We start from the raw sequence: 14,553 nt of genomic DNA, 5'->3' as shown, positions 1-14,553 counted from the left end.
CGGCCGCCGTCGCGGCTGGCGCCCCCGGAGCCGCCGGCCGGCCGGGGACCACGGGCGGGGTCGGTCAGGGGCCGGCGCCGGGGTGCCGGTCAGACGTCGAGCGCGCCCACCACGTCGCCGATCACCACGATGGCGGGCGGGCGCAGGCCCGCCGCCACCACGTCGGCCGCCACCGCGCCGAGCGTCGAGCGCAGTGTCTTCTGGGCGCCGGTGGTGCCCTCCTGGATCACGGCGACCGGGGTGGCCGGGTCCCTGCCGTGCGCGGTGAGCGTCGCGGTGATCGCGGCGAGGTTCTTCAGTCCCATCAGGACCACCAGGGTGCCGCGCAGCCCGGCCAGGGCCGGCCAGCGCACCAGCGAGTCCGGCGAGTCCGGCGCGACGTGCCCGGAGACGACGGTGAACTCGTGCGCCACCGCCCGGTGGGTGACCGGGACGCCGGCCACCGCCGGCACGGCGATGGCGCTGGTCACGCCCGGCACCACGGTCACCGGTACGCCCGCCTCGGCGCAGGCCAGCAGCTCCTCGCCGCCCCGACCGAAGACGTACGGGTCGCCGCCCTTGAGCCGGACCACGACCTTCCCGGCCAGGGCCCGGTCCACCAGGATCCGGTTGATCTCCTCCTGGGCGCGGGACGGGCCGTACGGGATCTTGGAGGCGTCCACCAGCTCGACGTCGGGACGCAGCTCGTCCAGGAGCAGCCCGGGCACCAGCCGGTCGGCGACCACCACGTCCGCCTCGGTGAGCAGCCGCCAGCCCTTGACGGTGATCAGCTCCGGATCGCCCGGCCCGGCACCCACCAGCGCCACCCGGCCGGGTGCGGCCCCGCCCGGCGTCGTGCCCCGCCCGGCGGCGGCCAGACCGGTGCGCACGTTCAGCAGGTCCCGCACGGCGTCCCGGACGCCCATCGCGCGACGCGGGTCGCCACCGCCGAACACCGCCACGGTGACCGGGCCGTGCCGGGTCACCGCCGGCGTCCACGCGGTGGCGGCGGCGCGGTCGTCGGCGCGTACGCAGAAGATCCGCCGCTCGGCGGCGACGGCGCTGACCGACGCGGCGGCGAGCGGGTCGTCGACGGCGACCTGGACCAGCCAGGCGCCGTCCAGGTCGGCCGGGACGAACCGGCGCGGCGCCCAGTGCAGCCGCCCGGCGTCGACGTGGGCGTGCAGCGCGGGGGTCAGCTCCGGCGAGACGAGGAAGACGTCCGCCCCGGCGTCCAGCAGCGCGGGCACCCGCCGGGTGGCCACCGCTCCCCCGCCCACCACGACCACCCGCCGGCCGGCGAGCCGCAGGCCGAGGGGGTAGGGGTTCCCGATCACTTCTCGGAGACCCCCGCCGAGTCGAAGGTGGCGACCTCGTGCAGCACCCGGACCGCGCCGGTGACCACCGGCAGCGCCAGCAGCGCGCCGGTGCCCTCGCCGAGGCGCAGGCCGAGGTCGATCAGCGGGTCCAGGCCGAGGTGGCGCAGCGCCACGGTGGCCCCCGGCTCGCTGGAGCGGTGCCCGGCGACCATCGCGCCGACCGCGTCCGGAGCCAGGGCGGCCGCGACCAGCGCGGCGCTGGCCGCGATCACGCCGTCCAGCAGCACCGGAACGCGGCGGGCGGCGGCGCCGAGGATCAGGCCGGCCAGCGCCGCGTGCTCCAGGCCACCGACGGCGGCCAGCACGCCGAGCGGGTCGGCCGGGTCGGGCCGGTGCCGGTCCAGCGCGGTCCGCACCACACCGACCTTGCGCCGGTACGTCTCGTCGTCCACCCCGGTGCCGCGCCCGGTGGCCTCGGCCGGGTCGCTGCCGGTGAGCGCGGCGATCAGCGCCGCCGACGGGGTGGTGTTGCCGATGCCCATGTCGCCGGTGAGCAGGATGCCCGCTCCGGCGTCGACCAGGTCGCCGGCGATCCGGATGCCGGTCTCCAGCGCCGCGCGTGCCTCGTCGCGGGTGAGCGCCGCGGTGACGGTCATGTCCCGGGTGCCCCGGCGGACGTTCGCGGCGACCAGGCGGGGTCCGACCGCCGGGTCGTCGGTGGCGTCCGGGTCGACCGGGAGCGGGGTGGCCACGCCGACGTCGACCACGGTGACCGAGGCGCCGGCCTGGCGGGCGAACGCGTTGACCACCGCCCCACCGGCCAGGAAGTTGGCGATCATCTGGGCGGTGACCTCCTGCGGCCAGGGGGTCACCCCCTGGGCGTGCACGCCGTGGTCACCGGCGAAGATGGCCACCGCCGCCGGCTCGGGCAACGGCGGCGGGCAGGCGCCGGCCAGCCCGGCGAGGCGTACGGAGAGTTCCTCCAGGGCGCCGAGGGAACCGGCGGGCTTGGTCAGCCGAGCCTGGAGGTCGCGCGCGGCAGCCATCGCCGGCTCGTCGAGCGGCCCGATCGCCGCGATGGTGGTCTCCAGCATCATGCCTCCAGGATTTCGGCGAGTACCTCGGTGAACGCGTCGGTGGTCGCCGGGTCGCGTACCGCCACCCGCAGCCAGTCCGGCCCCAGACCGGGGAAGGTGTCCCCGCGTCGCACGGCCCACCCGCGCTCGCGCAGGGTCTCCCGCACCCGGTCGGCGCCGGCCAGGTGCAGCAGGACGAAGGCGCTGGCCGGGCGGCCCGCGACGCGTACCCCGGGCAGGGCCGACAGGCGGGCGACCAGGTGGTCGCGGTCGGCGGCGAGCCGCGCGGCGATCGCGCGCTCGGCCGCGACGGCGGTGGGCGACGCGCAGGCGGTGGCGGCGGCCAGCGCCGGGGTGGAGACGGCCCAGAGCGGTTGGACGGCGGCCAGCCGGTCCAGCAGGGCGGCCTCGCCGAGCAGGTAGCCGATCCGCAGGCCGGCCAGCCCCCACGTCTTGGTGAGGCTGCGCACCACCACCAGGCCGGGCAGGTCACGCCGGCCGGCCAGCGACTCGGGCTCGCCGGCCACGCCGGGGGCTCCGGTGGTGTCGGCGAACGCCTCGTCGACCACCAGCACCCGGCCCGGTCGGGCCAGGGCGGCCAGGTCGGCGGCGGGATGCAGCACCGAGGTGGGGTTGGTCGGATTGCCGATCATGACCAAATCGGCGTCGGCGGGCACCCGCGCCGGGTCGAGCCGGAAGCCGTCGGCCGGGTCGAGCAGCACCCGTTCCACCTGGTGCCCGGCGGCGCGCAGGGCGGCCTCCGGCTCGGTGAACTGCGGGTGCACCACCACCGGGCGGTGCACCCCGGCCAGCGCGCGGGCCAGCAGCACGAAGCCCTCGGCGGCACCGGCGGTGAGCAGCACCTCCGCCGGGGGACGATCGTGCCGGGCGGCGACGGCCGCCCGGGCCGGCCCCGGGTCCGGGTACGCGGCCAGCTCCGCCAGCGAGGCGGTCAGCGGGTCGGCCAGCCACTCCGGCATGGTGTCCCGGCGGACGTTGACGGCCAGGTCGACCAGGCCCGGGGTCGCCTCGGCGTCCCCGTGGTGCCCCAGGTCCGGTTCTTCCCTGGTGCCCGGCGGCACCCCGATCAGCTGACCACGCATGTCCGTGATCCTGCCGGGAAGCCGCCGTACGGGACAGCGGATCCCGACGTGGGTCGCGTCACCGCTCGGCGACAGTCTCGCCCGTTTATGAATTCTTCTCATTTCCGAATCGGAAATGTCATAACTTGACCCTGTGAGCAACCGACCCCTTGCTGCCGCTGGTCGTACCGTTCCGCTCCTCCGCGCCGGGCTCATCGCCGGCATCGTCGTCGCCGCCGTGGCCTACCCGTTGGCCGCGTTCACCGGCCTCGGCGCCAAGGCCACCGCCCACGCGGTCGAGCAGAAGACGAGCATCCTGCGCACCGCGCTGCCCGCCGAGACGTCGTACCTCTACGCCCCCGACGGCAAGACGATCCTGACCATGTTCTACGAGGAGTACCGGCAGTACACGAAGCTGTCGGACATGTCGCCGAACATCCAGCAGGCGATCGTCGCCGCCGAGGACAACCGCTTCTACCAGCACCACGGCGTCGACCCGAAGGGCGTCGCCCGCGCCTTCGTGGCCAACGCCCGCTCCAGCGGCGTCTCCCAGGGCGCCTCCACCCTGACCATGCAGTACGTCCGGATGGCGCTGCGGGACAGCGCCAAGACCCCGAAGGAGGTCCAGGAGGCCACCCAGCAGACCAGCCTGCGCAAGGTCAAGGAGATGCGGATGGCCCTGGACGTCGAGAAGGAGCTGAGCAAGGAGGAGATCCTGGAGCGCTACCTCAACTCGGCGTACTTCGGCCACCGGGCGTACGGCATCTACGCCGCCGCGCAGATCTTCTTCTCCAAGACCCCGGCCACCCTCACCCCGGTCGAGGCGGCCACCCTCGCCGGGCTGGTCAAGTCCCCCTCTGAGTACGACCCGATCAGCTCGGACCAGAAGGACGCCACCGACCGGCGCAACTACGTGCTCGACCGGATGGCCCAGCTCGGCTACCTCTCCCCGGACGCCGCCGCGGCGGCCAGGTCGCAGCCCATCCGGACCCGGGTCACGACCCCGGCCAACGACTGCATCTCAATGCCCAGCCAGTACCAGACCTGGGGCTTCGCCTGCGACTACGTCAAGAACTGGTGGAGCGCGCAGTCCGCGTTCGGCGAGAACCGGCTGGAGCGGATGGACAAGCTGCGCCGGGGCGGCTACCGGATCGTGCTCAGTCTCGACCCGAAGATCCAGTCGGCGGCGGAGAAGAACGTCGGCGCGAAGGACGGCGTCGGCAGCCCCTTCGCCAACGGCATCGTGGTGGCCGAACCGGGCACCGGCCGGGTGAAGGCGATGGCGGTGAACCGCAACTACTCGCTGGACCTCGGCGAGAACCCGTCCAGCTCCAACCCGGAGGCCGGCCCGAACGTCAAGGCCAACTACCCGAACACGGTCGCGCCCCTGCTCGGCGGCGGCAGCCTCCCCGGCTACCAGGCCGGATCGACGTTCAAGATGTTCCCGATGCTCGCCGCGCTGGACGCCGGGATGCCGCTGTCCACCGAGTACAACTCGCCGTACCGATACCAGTCGAGGGTCTACGACGGCTGGGCCCCGTCCAACGCCAGCGGGGCGATGACCGGCCGGCAGACCATGTGGTCCGGCTTCGGCAAGTCGGTGAACACCTACTTCGTCCAACTGGAGGAGCAGATCGGCGCGGACAAGGGGGTTCGGCTCGCCGAGCAGCTCGGGCTGCGCTGGCGTACCGACGTGGACCGGGACCACGCCTCCCCGGCCAAGGCCAACAAGTGGGGCGCGTTCACCCTGGGCGTTTCCGACGCCACCCCGCTGGAGCTGGCCAACGCGTACGCCGCGATCGCCGCCGACGGCCGGTACTGCGAGGCGATGCCGGTCCTGTCGATCACCAACCGGGACGGCACGCCGGCGACGTACCGGACGGCGTCCGGCATCCAGCGGGAGGTGGCCAAGCCGCGCTGCCGGCAGGTGGTGAGCGCGGACGCGGCCCGGGCCGCCACCGACGCCGCCCGCTGCCCGACCGGGGACACCCCGGCGAAGGGCAGCTGCGGGGGCTGGTCGACGGCGGACAGCGTCCGGGGCACGGTGGGCCGCCCGGTGGCCGGCAAGACCGGTACCACGGACAGCACCCGGTCGGCCTGGTTCGTCGGCTACACGCCCGAACTGGCGGCGGCGAGCTTCATCGCCGACCCCGACAACCCGTTCAACGCGGTGGGTGACGGCCAGTCCCAGGTCCCCGTCGCCGCGGTCGCCGAGACGCTGCGCGACGGCCTCAAGGGCACGGCGCCCCGCCAGTTCACCCCACCGTCGGACCGCATCGTGGGGTGAGACCGGCCCGCCCGTCCGGATGACCGGGAGCGCTGCGTCAGGAACGGTGCGGTTCCTGGCGCAGCGCTTCTGTCCGCCCCGGTGGGCCCGGTCGCGGGCCCGCGGAGGTCATGGGCGCCGGGCCCGCTCGCGGGCCGGCGGGTCGCCGGGCGGCTGCCGCCCCGCTCGCGGGCGGTCGGCCGGGCGCGGGGCGGCTGCGGTGACGGGTGGGGCGTTCAGTGCAGGTCGGCGGCGACCAGGGACCAGAGTTCCAGGTCGACCCGGGCGCCCCGGACGAAGCCGGCGTTGCGCAGCAGGCCCTCGTAGCTGAAGCCGGCCTTCTCCGCGACCCGGCGGGAGGCCAGGTTGCCCGGCGCCACCCGCAGCTCGACCCGCTGGAAGCCGTGCTCCAGGATCAGCGCGATGGCCAGCGCGTCCACCGCCTCGGCGGCCAGCCCGAACCCACGGGCGTGCGGGGCGAGGGCGTACGACACCTCGGTGAGCCGGGCCCCCCAGTCCGTGCGCCGGGTCCACAGGCAGCCGACCAACCGGGCGTCCTCCCGGCGCACCACCGCGTAGTGGTCGCCGTCGCCGCTGTCGCGCCGCTGCCGGGCCAGGTCCGTGCACCAGGCCAGCCCTTCGATCTGCCCGTTGGCGTCGGCCAGCGGCAGCCAGCGCTGGGTCTGCCGGTCGGCGAAGACCTCGTCGACCGCGTCGGCGTCCGCCGCCCGCAGCCGGCGCACCTCCGTACGCGGGGTGGAGACGGTCAGCGCCGGGAAGCGGCGGACGGCCACCTGCCCGATCACGCCGGCGCTCCGACGCCCTCGGCAATCCCGGCCGCCGACACCAGTCGGGTCGCGATGGCCGGGTCGGCGGCCCAGTGCAGGCCCAGCTGCGAGGCGTGCACGCCCCGCCAGACGAAGCCCTCGGGAGCGCCGCCCTCCCAACTCCACGCCGGGCGCTCACCGGCCCGGGGCGTGAGCACCCCGCTGTGCTGCTTGTAGCCGACCACGGCCGCCCCGGCCTCGGCGACCACGCTGGCGGTGCGGGCGGTCGCCTCGCGGTAGCCGGCGACCAGGCCGTCGCGGCTGACGCCGATCGCGTCCAGCACCCCGCACATCGGCCGGCCGTCCAGCTCACGGGCCAGCCAGAGCAGGCCCGCCCCCTCGGCGAGCACCGGGCGGCCGGTGCGGGCCAGCTCGGCCACGGCGATGCAGAGCCGGCGGTTGGCGGCGAGCTCGGCGGCGTACGACTCGGGCAGGCCGGCGCCGACGACCAGCGCCCGGGTGCCGGCGGGCAGCGCCTCGTCGCGCAGCGGGTCGACGGTGACCACCTCGGCGCCCGCCGCGCGCAGCAGCTCGGCCGTCTCGGCGTAGCTGTAGCTGCCGCCCGGGCCACCGGCCAGCGCGACCAGCGGGCGGCCCTCGACCGGGGTGGCCGGCGACGGCGACCACGGCTCGACCGGCAGCGCGGGCGCGGAGCGGGCCAGCGCGAGCAGCCGGTCCAGTTCGACGGTGCCGGCCACCGCCTCGCCGAGGCGCCGCACCGCGCGGGCCGCCTCGGCGTCGCCGCCGACGACCGGCAGCACGCCGTGCCGCCGGGCGGGCAGCACCGGGGGCAGCTCGTGCCGGCGCAGCGCGCCGTAGACGGGAACGTCGACGTCGTCGAGCGCCTGCCGCAGCATCGCCTCGTGGCGTGGGGACGCGACCTGGGTGAGGATCACCCCGCCGAGCCAGAGCTGATCGTCGTAGGAGCGGAAGCCGTGCACCAGGGCGGCCACCGACTGCCCCATCGCCGCCACGTCCACCACCAGCACGACCGGGCTGCGCAGGGCGGTGGCCACGGCCGCCGTGGACTCCGCCTCGGGGCGCCCGGCTACCGAGTCGTACAGCCCCATGGTGCCCTGCACCACGCCCAGCTCCGCGCCGGCCGCGCCGTGCGCGAAGAGCGGGCCGAGCCGGTCCGCGCCGACCAGCCTCGCGTCGAGGTTGCGCCCGGGTCGACCGGCGGCGAGGCCGAGGTACGCGGCGTCGACGTGGTCCGGGCCGACCTTGAAGCCAGCGACGTCCAGCCCCCGTTCGGCGAGGGCGGCGAGCAGCCCGATGGCCAGCGCGTTGGTGCCGTGTCCGGAGGACGGCGCGCTGAGCACGAGGCGCGGCACGGCGGTCATCATCGACTCCTCGCGGGCGACGGGTGGTGGCAAGCGGACGACCGGGAAGATCTCCGACCGGAGATCCGCTCGCGTGACCATACCCGTCCAGACCGACAGGTGGCGGCCGCCGACCGGTCGGCACACGGGCCGTCGCGGTCAGTGGTCCCGCTCATACGGGTAGCCTCGTGGCGTGTACCGGTTCCTCCTGACCCCACGCTGGCTGGGCATCCTCGCGCTGACCCTGGTCGCCGCCGCGGTGATGGTGCTGCTCGGCAACTGGCAGCTGGACCGCTACGAGCAGCGCACGGCGGTCAACGAGCGCATCGACGCCGGTAGCCGGGGCACCCCCGCACCGCTGCGCGACGCGCTGGCCGCGCCCACCGGCGGAGCGGGCTCGGTCGGCCCGGCCCCCGCCGAGCGGGTCGAGTGGAGCCGGGTCACCGCCACCGGCCGGTACGACCCCGCGAACGTGGTCCTGATCCGTGGCCGGACGGTCGAGAGCAAGGTCGGATTCGAGGTGCTCGCCCCGCTGGTGCTGACCGACGGCACGGCCGTGCTGGTCGACCGGGGCTGGGTCCCGCCCGCACCGGGCGGCGCGATGGCCATGCCGCAGGTGCCCGCCCTCCCCACCGGCGAGGTGACGGTGGTCGGCCGGGTGCACCCCACCGAGGCCGGCGGGGCCGGCGTGGACCGGCGCGACGGTCGGCTGGAGACCCGCCGGGTCACCGTCGACAAGATCGCCCGCGAGCTGCCGTACCCGGTGCACGGGGCGTACCTGCTGCTGGACGAGCAGACCCCGGCGAACGACGCGGCGTTCCGCGCGGTAGCGATCGGGCACGCCAACAACTGGCAGAACTTCGGGTACGTGATCCAGTGGTGGCTCTTCGCCGCGATGTCGCTCTTCGGCTACGGCTGGGTCGCCCGCCGGGAGGCCCGGCGGGCGGCGGGGCTGGACGCGCCGAAGGGGCCGGTCGACCGGGCACCGGAAACCGCCACTCCGGCCTGACGACGCGATCGGCGGTCTCCTCGGCCGGATGAAATCGGACAGTCGGGCGGGCCACGGGACAGCGAAGGACCTTGTAGTGTCCGCCCGTGATCAACGAGCCGGCGACCCCTGATCCCACCACCGCCCCGTCGGAGCCGGCGTATCCGGCCTACGACCCGTGGAGCGCCATGCCGCCCTCGGACACCGCGCCGGTCACCGCGCAGTTCTCCGCCCCGCCGGCACCGCACACCGCACCCACCGCCCAGCTCCCCGCGCCGCACCCTGCCGGCCCGACCGCGCCGTACCCCGCCGCCCCGACCGCGCCGTACCCCGCCGCCCCGACCGCGCCGTACGCCATGCCGCCGGCGGGGCCGGTCGGACACGTACCCCCGCAGTCGCCGCCGACGGCGCACCTGCCCGTGGCGCATTCCGCGCCGCCCGCGACGGCGCAGTTCTCCGCGCCGCCGGCCCACTTCTCGGCGCCGCCGGCGCCGTTCCCGGTACCGGCCCAGTTCTCCGCGCCGCCGGCCCGGCCGGGGCCGCATCCGCCGGTGCCCGCGCCGGCGCTGCTGCCCGCCGGCTACCCGCCGGCCCGGCCGGACGTGGTGGCGGTGCAGATCGGCGAGATCGTGGTCACCCCGCCGGTGATCCGGACGCCGGCCGGTGTGCTGCCGCTGGCCGGCGCCTCCTGGCAGGTGACGGACTTCTGGCAGAAGGAGGAGAAGATCGCCACCTGGGCGCTGGTCTGCGCCATCGTGGGCTTCTTCTGCCTGACCTTCTTCAGCCTGCTTTTCCTGCTGGTCAAGGAGACCCGGCACCACGGCACGGTCCAGGTGACGGTCGTCAACGGCGCCCACCAGTACGTGGCCCGGATCCCGGTGGTGGACCAGGGCCAGGTGCAGCACATCAACAACCAGGTGAACTACGCCCGGTCGCTGTCGACGTTCTGATCCCGGCGGCGGCGCGGGTCAGCCGCCGGCCCGCCCGGCGTGGATCGCCCGGACCATGTCGATGGTGTCCGCCTCGGCGGCGGACTTGTCCTCGCGGTAGCGCACCACCCGGGCGAAGCGCAGCGCCATCCCGCCCGGGTAGCGGGAGCTGCTTTGCACCCCGTCGAAGGCGATCTCGACCACCTGCTCGGGGCGGACCCGGACGACCCAGTCGCCGCGCTCGACCGCCAGCGACAGGAACCGCTCGGTCTGCCAGCGCAGCAGCTCGTCGGTGAGGCCCTTGAACGTCTTGCCGAGCATCACGAAGTCGCCGGTGCGCGGATCCCTCGCGCCGAGGTGCAGGTTGGAGAGCCAGCCCTGCCGCCGGCCGCTGCCCCACTCCACCGCCAGCACCACCAGGTCGAGGGTGTGCCGGGGCTTGACCTTCACCCAGGCCGCGCCGCGCCGGCCCGCGTCGTAGGGCGCGTCCGGCGCCTTCACCACGACGCCCTCCTGGCCGGCGTCGATGGCAGCGGCGAAGGCCACGCCGGCCCGCTCGGCGTCCGCCACCTCCATCCGCCCGACCAGCAGCGACTCGTCGACGGCGCCGGCCAGCGCAGCCCAGCGCTCCCGGCCGGGCCGGTCGATCAGGTCATCGCCGTCGATGTGCAGCAGGTCGAAGAAGTACGGCGTCAGCACCGTCTCGCCGGTCGTCCGGGCGGCGGCGAGCACCGCCGGGGCGACCGGAGCACCGCCGGTGGTGCTCGGCGTGGTGCGGCGGGCGGCCCGGCTTGAGGTCTGCTGGAACGGCAGCGGGCGGCCGGTGGCGTCCAGCCCGATGGCCTCGCCGTCGAGCACCAGCTCGCGGGCGGGGAGCGCGCGGACGGCGGCGACCACCTCGGGGACCCGGGCGGTGCACTCGTCGAGGCTGCGGGTGAAGACGGCGATGTCGTCACCGGAGCGGTGCACCTGGATCCGGATGCCGTCGAGCTTGACGTCCACCACCGCCGGTACGCCGGTGGCGTCGAGCGCCGCGTCGACCGACGGGGCGCTCTGCGCCAGCATCGGGGCGAGCGGTCGGCCGACCTGGAGCCCGAAGTCGGCCAGCGCGGCGGCGCCCCCGGCGAGCGCGGCGACCGCCACCGCGCGCAGGTCACCCGCGAGCAGCAGGGCCCGGCGGACGGCGGCGACCGGCACCTCGGCGGCCCGGGCGATGGCGTCGGCGAGCAGCCCCGCCTGGGCACCCTGACGCAGCTCCCCGCTGAACAGCCCGACCAGCAGCCGCTGCTCGTCGGCGGTCGCGGCGGCGAAGAGCGCGCCCAGCAGATCGCGCCGGCGGGCCTGCGAGCCGGGGCCGCTGACCGCCGCGATCCGGTCGACCGCCGCGTCCACGGCAGCCACGGTCAGGGACGGCTCGGCGGCCGGTGCCGGCAGGTCGCGCAGGGCGGCCCAGCCGACGCCAGTCTGCCGCTGGCGCAGTTCGCCGGCGAGGTAGCCGGAGCCGGCCGGCACCTCGGCCGGGTCGAGCGCCCGCAGCGCGGCGGCGAGCAGCTCCACCTTGGCCCGCCGGCCGCTGGTGGCGCCGACCGCCGCGGAGGTGGCTGCCAGGTCGAGGAACCGCACGGCCCCATCCTGCCAGCCACCCCCGACACCACCCGGGCATTGCCGTGCCCGGGCCGTCCTGCTGGGTGGCGCGGGGCCTCAGGCGGAGACGGGCTCCTCGATGCGCAGGCCCCGGGCCCGCACCTCCTCGGCGACCCGGGAGAGGACGCCGTCGAGGGCGACCAGCGCGGCCGAGAGCTCGCCGAGCTGTTCCTTGAGCGTGTCCTCGGGCCACGCGGAGACGTCGACGTCCCCCAGAGCACTCACGGCGGCTTCGAGCCGCGCCATCACGTCGTTCGTACGCATGTTCGAAAGGCTATAACAGCCCTGCGCCCGACACACCGCAAACTCCGACATCGGCCCCGAAGTTACGGTTCCGTCACCTAACCCACCTGGCGCCCCGCCTCGGCGACCCGGGCCAGCAGCAGCGCCTCGGCCAGGCAGACCCGGGCGAACTCGCCCAGGTGCAGGCTCTCGTTCGGGCCGTGCGCCCGCGCGTGCGGGTCCTCGACGCCGGTGACCAGGATCGCCGCCCGCGGGAACATCTCCTGGAAGGTGGCGATGAACGGGATGGAGCCGCCGACGCCGATGTCCACCGGGTCGGTGCCGTCCCAGGCGGTACGGAAGGCGCCCCGGGCGGCGTCGAACATCGGCCCGGAGGCGTCGATGACGCACGGGTCGCCGTCGTGCTCGAAGGTGACCGTCACCCGGGCGCCCCACGGGGCGTGCTTCTCCAGGTGGGCGCGGAGCGTGTCGTACGCCCGCTTCGGGTCGTCGCCCGGCGCCAGTCGTACGCTCAGCTTGGCCTTGGCCGACGGGACCAGCGCGTTCGGCGCCTCGCCGGTGGCCGGGGCGTCGATGCCGAGCACCGCCAGCGCGGGCTTGGTCCAGAGCCGGTCGGTGATCCGGCCGGTGCCGAAGAGCGCGGCCCCCTCGACCAGCCCCGCCTCGGCGCGGAACCGGTCCTCCGGGTAGTCGACGACGGCGCCCTCCCGCCCGACGAGGCCCTCGACGGCCACGTCGCCGGCGTCGTCGTGCAGGGTGGCGAGCAGCCGGACCAGCGCGGTCAGCGCGTCCGGCACCGCGCCGCCGAACATGCCGCTGTGCACCGCGTGGTCGAGGGTGCGCACCTCGACGAAGCAGTTGACGATGCCGCGCAGCGAGGTGGTCAGCGCCGGCACGCCGACGTCCCAGTTGGTGGAGTCGGCGATCACGATCACGTCGGAGGCGATCTCGTCGCGGTGCTCGGCGAGCAGCCGCTCCAGGGAGTCCGAGCCGTACTCCTCCTCGCCCTCGATGAACAGGACCACGCCGACCGGGAGCTGGTCGCCGAAGGCGCGCAGCGCCGCGACGTGCGCCATGATGCCGGCCTTGTCGTCGGCGGCGCCCCGGCCGTAGAGGCGGCCGTCCCGCTCGACCGGCTCGAACGGGTCGGACTCCCAGAGCGACAGGTCGCCGACCGGCTGCACGTCGTGGTGGGCGTACAGCATGACGGTGGGCGCCCCGGGCGGCGCCGGCTTCGTCCCGATCACCGCCGGCTGGCCGCCGGAGCGGACGATCCGGGTGTCGAGGCCGCAGCCGCGCAGCAGCTCCGCGACGGCCTCGGCGGAACGCTCCACGTGCGAGTGGTCGAAACCCTCGAAGGCGATGCCGGGGATGCGGACGAGTCGTTCCAGATCGGCACGGACACCGGGCAGTTCACGCTCGACGGCGGCCCGCACCTCGGACTCGGACATGATCGGTGTGGTCATGACCGGCATCGTATGCCGGGCTTACCTCGGCGCACCTCGCGAGGCCACGTCGCCGCAGCTCGCGGGGTGCCGCACGAGGTAGCGCGCCGCATCGTGCGGCAGCGCCGGCGCGCCGTCGACCACCAGGTCCGCGTGCGCGGCGGTGCGGTCGGCGGCGAAGTGCGCGCGTTCCCCGGCGTGCCAGCGGCGCAGCTCCGGCAGGATCTGCGGGCCGTCGCGGTCCAGCGCCCGGGCCCGCCGCAGCGGCACCGGGGCGGTGACGAACACCGCGAGGCTCAGCTCGGGGCGGATGGCCGCCCGCGCCGCGCTCACCCCCTCCACCACCAGCACCGGCGCGACCGGCACCGGCACCGCCCGCGGCAGGAAGCCGCGCCGCATCCAGCTGTAGCGCTGGTACGCCCCGGGTTGCCCGGCCCGCAGCGGCGCCAGCACCCGTTCCTCCAGCCGGGGCCAGAAGGTGAACTGGTCGTCCCACCCGTCGAGCAGGTCGTCGGTGTGCACCACCGGTGGCCGCTCGCCGCCGGGCAGCGCGGCGAGGGCGTCCGCGAGCCGCGCGGCGAACACGCTCTTGCCCGCGCCGCTCGGCCCGTCGACCGCCACCAGTCGGGTACGCCCCAACCGCGCCGGCCGGGCCAGCACCCGGCGGGCCAGCGCCGCGTACGCCTCGACCACCGCCACCCGCGGCCGGCCGGGCTCCTCGCCGGCGCCCTCCCGGTCTCCCGTCACCCGGCCCGGCTCCCCGCCGGCCCCCTCCCGGCCTCCCGTCACCCGGCCCGGCTCCTCGCCAGCGCGCTCCCGGTCTCCTGTCACCCGGCCGACGCTAGCGCCGCCGGGAGCCGCGCGGACCCCCGGCCCGGTGGCCGTCTGCCCTGGTCGCGCCGGGTAATCGCGGTGTTGTCCCCCGTGAGCCTGGTTCCGTCTTCCGCCCGGCCGTTTCGCCCGGCGGTCGCTCCGGGTGACCGGCATGATCTGGATGTGCTGCATGACGTGATGAGTCCGGGCGTGGACGCCCTGCTGGAACAGGCCCGTGCCGGGCTGCGCCGGCTGAGTCCGCAGGAGACGGTCGAGGCGGTGCGGGCCGGCGCCCTGCTGGTCGACACCCGTACCGAGTCGCAGCGCCGCGAGCAGGGCGAGCTGCCCGGCGCGGTCGTCATCGACCGGACGGTGCTGGAGTGGCGGCTGGACCCGGCGAGCGAGTGGCGCATCCCCGAGGCGACCGGGTACGACCGGGAGATCGTCGTGGTGTGCCGGCAGGGCTACGCCTCCAGCCTCGCCGCGGCGAGCCTGCAGGCGCTGGGGCTGCGCAACGCGACCGACATGACCGGCGGGGTGCAGGCGTGGCGGGAGGCGGGGCTGCCGTTCTCCGACGAGCCCGCCGACGTCCGCCCGTGAGCCCCGTACCGGTCCGACCG

Annotated in this window: 12 protein-coding genes and 1 pseudogene; 4 read left to right on the top strand and 9 right to left on the bottom strand. The window is 75.7% G+C overall.

Annotated features, from left to right (window positions below; all coding sequences use genetic code 11):
- Positions 1-89: 89 nt before the first annotated feature.
- From cobA to cobC, 3 genes are read right to left on the bottom strand one after another with little or no spacing between them, the layout of a single operon-like run.
- Positions 90-1,316: a uroporphyrinogen-III C-methyltransferase gene (gene cobA / locus GA0074696_RS09150; protein WP_088960691.1), complete on the bottom strand. Its 1,227-nt coding sequence runs from the start codon at positions 1,314-1,316 to the stop codon at positions 90-92.
- Positions 1,313-2,392 carry a nicotinate-nucleotide--dimethylbenzimidazole phosphoribosyltransferase gene (gene cobT, locus GA0074696_RS09145; protein ID WP_088960690.1) on the bottom strand — a complete coding sequence of 360 codons (1,080 nt, stop codon included), beginning with the start codon at positions 2,390-2,392 and terminating at the stop codon, positions 1,313-1,315. The genes cobA and cobT overlap by 4 nt, the downstream gene beginning before the upstream one ends.
- Positions 2,392-3,477: an Rv2231c family pyridoxal phosphate-dependent protein CobC gene (gene cobC / locus GA0074696_RS09140; RefSeq protein ID WP_088960689.1), complete on the bottom strand. Its 1,086-nt coding sequence runs from the start codon at positions 3,475-3,477 to the stop codon at positions 2,392-2,394. The genes cobT and cobC overlap by 1 nt, the downstream gene beginning before the upstream one ends.
- A 133-nt stretch (positions 3,478-3,610) precedes the next feature.
- On the opposite strand from cobC, the gene GA0074696_RS09135 reads away from it, so the two are divergent.
- On the top strand, positions 3,611-5,743 hold the full coding sequence (locus GA0074696_RS09135; RefSeq protein ID WP_088960688.1) for a transglycosylase domain-containing protein: 2,133 nt from the start codon (positions 3,611-3,613) through the stop codon (positions 5,741-5,743).
- Positions 5,744-5,958: 215 nt separating this feature from the next.
- Here GA0074696_RS09135 and GA0074696_RS09130 read toward each other — a convergent pair whose 3' ends face one another.
- Both GA0074696_RS09130 and GA0074696_RS09125 read right to left on the bottom strand, forming a co-directional pair.
- Positions 5,959-6,528: a GNAT family N-acetyltransferase gene (locus GA0074696_RS09130; RefSeq protein WP_088960687.1), complete on the bottom strand. Its 570-nt coding sequence runs from the start codon at positions 6,526-6,528 to the stop codon at positions 5,959-5,961.
- Positions 6,525-7,892, bottom strand: coding sequence for a cobyrinate a,c-diamide synthase (locus tag GA0074696_RS09125; RefSeq protein WP_088964455.1), 1,368 nt, complete (start codon positions 7,890-7,892; stop codon positions 6,525-6,527). The genes GA0074696_RS09130 and GA0074696_RS09125 overlap by 4 nt, the downstream gene beginning before the upstream one ends.
- A gap of 172 nt (positions 7,893-8,064) precedes the next feature.
- Here GA0074696_RS09125 and GA0074696_RS09120 point away from each other — a divergent pair, with 172 nt between their 5' ends.
- Together GA0074696_RS09120 and GA0074696_RS09115 are read left to right on the top strand one after the other, a co-directional pair.
- Complete coding sequence (locus GA0074696_RS09120) at positions 8,065-8,880, top strand: SURF1 family cytochrome oxidase biogenesis protein (RefSeq protein ID WP_088960686.1); 816 nt, start codon at positions 8,065-8,067, stop codon at positions 8,878-8,880.
- An 86-nt stretch (positions 8,881-8,966) separates the two neighbouring features.
- Positions 8,967-9,809: a hypothetical protein gene (locus GA0074696_RS09115; RefSeq protein WP_231925308.1), complete on the top strand. Its 843-nt coding sequence runs from the start codon at positions 8,967-8,969 to the stop codon at positions 9,807-9,809.
- Positions 9,810-9,827: 18 nt separating this feature from the next.
- Here the strand turns inward: GA0074696_RS09115 and GA0074696_RS09110 are convergent, their stop codons facing one another.
- The 4 genes and pseudogenes from GA0074696_RS09110 to GA0074696_RS09095 all read right to left on the bottom strand — a co-directional run bounded on the left by GA0074696_RS09110 (position 9,828) and on the right by GA0074696_RS09095 (position 13,819).
- Positions 9,828-11,411, bottom strand: coding sequence for an ATP-dependent DNA ligase (locus tag GA0074696_RS09110; RefSeq protein ID WP_088960685.1), 1,584 nt, complete (start codon positions 11,409-11,411; stop codon positions 9,828-9,830).
- Between the two features lie 78 nt (positions 11,412-11,489).
- Entirely contained in the window at positions 11,490-11,696 is a 207-nt protein-coding gene (locus GA0074696_RS09105) for a hypothetical protein (protein WP_088960684.1), read from the bottom strand.
- 77 nt (positions 11,697-11,773) lie between these two features.
- Positions 11,774-13,126: a dipeptidase gene (locus tag GA0074696_RS09100; protein WP_172894571.1), complete on the bottom strand. Its 1,353-nt coding sequence runs from the start codon at positions 13,124-13,126 to the stop codon at positions 11,774-11,776.
- A pseudogene (locus GA0074696_RS09095) lies at positions 13,089-13,819 on the bottom strand (uridine kinase family protein). The gene GA0074696_RS09100 and the pseudogene GA0074696_RS09095 overlap by 38 nt, the downstream one beginning before the upstream one ends.
- Positions 13,820-14,131: 312 nt before the next feature.
- Between GA0074696_RS09095 and GA0074696_RS09090 the strand changes: the two are divergent.
- Positions 14,132-14,533, top strand: a complete 402-nt coding sequence (locus GA0074696_RS09090) for a rhodanese-like domain-containing protein (protein WP_088964451.1) — start codon at positions 14,132-14,134, stop codon at positions 14,531-14,533.
- Positions 14,534-14,553: the final 20 nt, after the last annotated feature.

The sequence above is a fragment of the Micromonospora purpureochromogenes genome, assembly GCF_900091515.1.
Taxonomy (GTDB): domain Bacteria; phylum Actinomycetota; class Actinomycetes; order Mycobacteriales; family Micromonosporaceae; genus Micromonospora; species Micromonospora purpureochromogenes.
The sequence above is the reverse complement of the archived record's forward strand: the minus strand, read 5'-3'. Positions and strand labels throughout refer to the sequence as shown.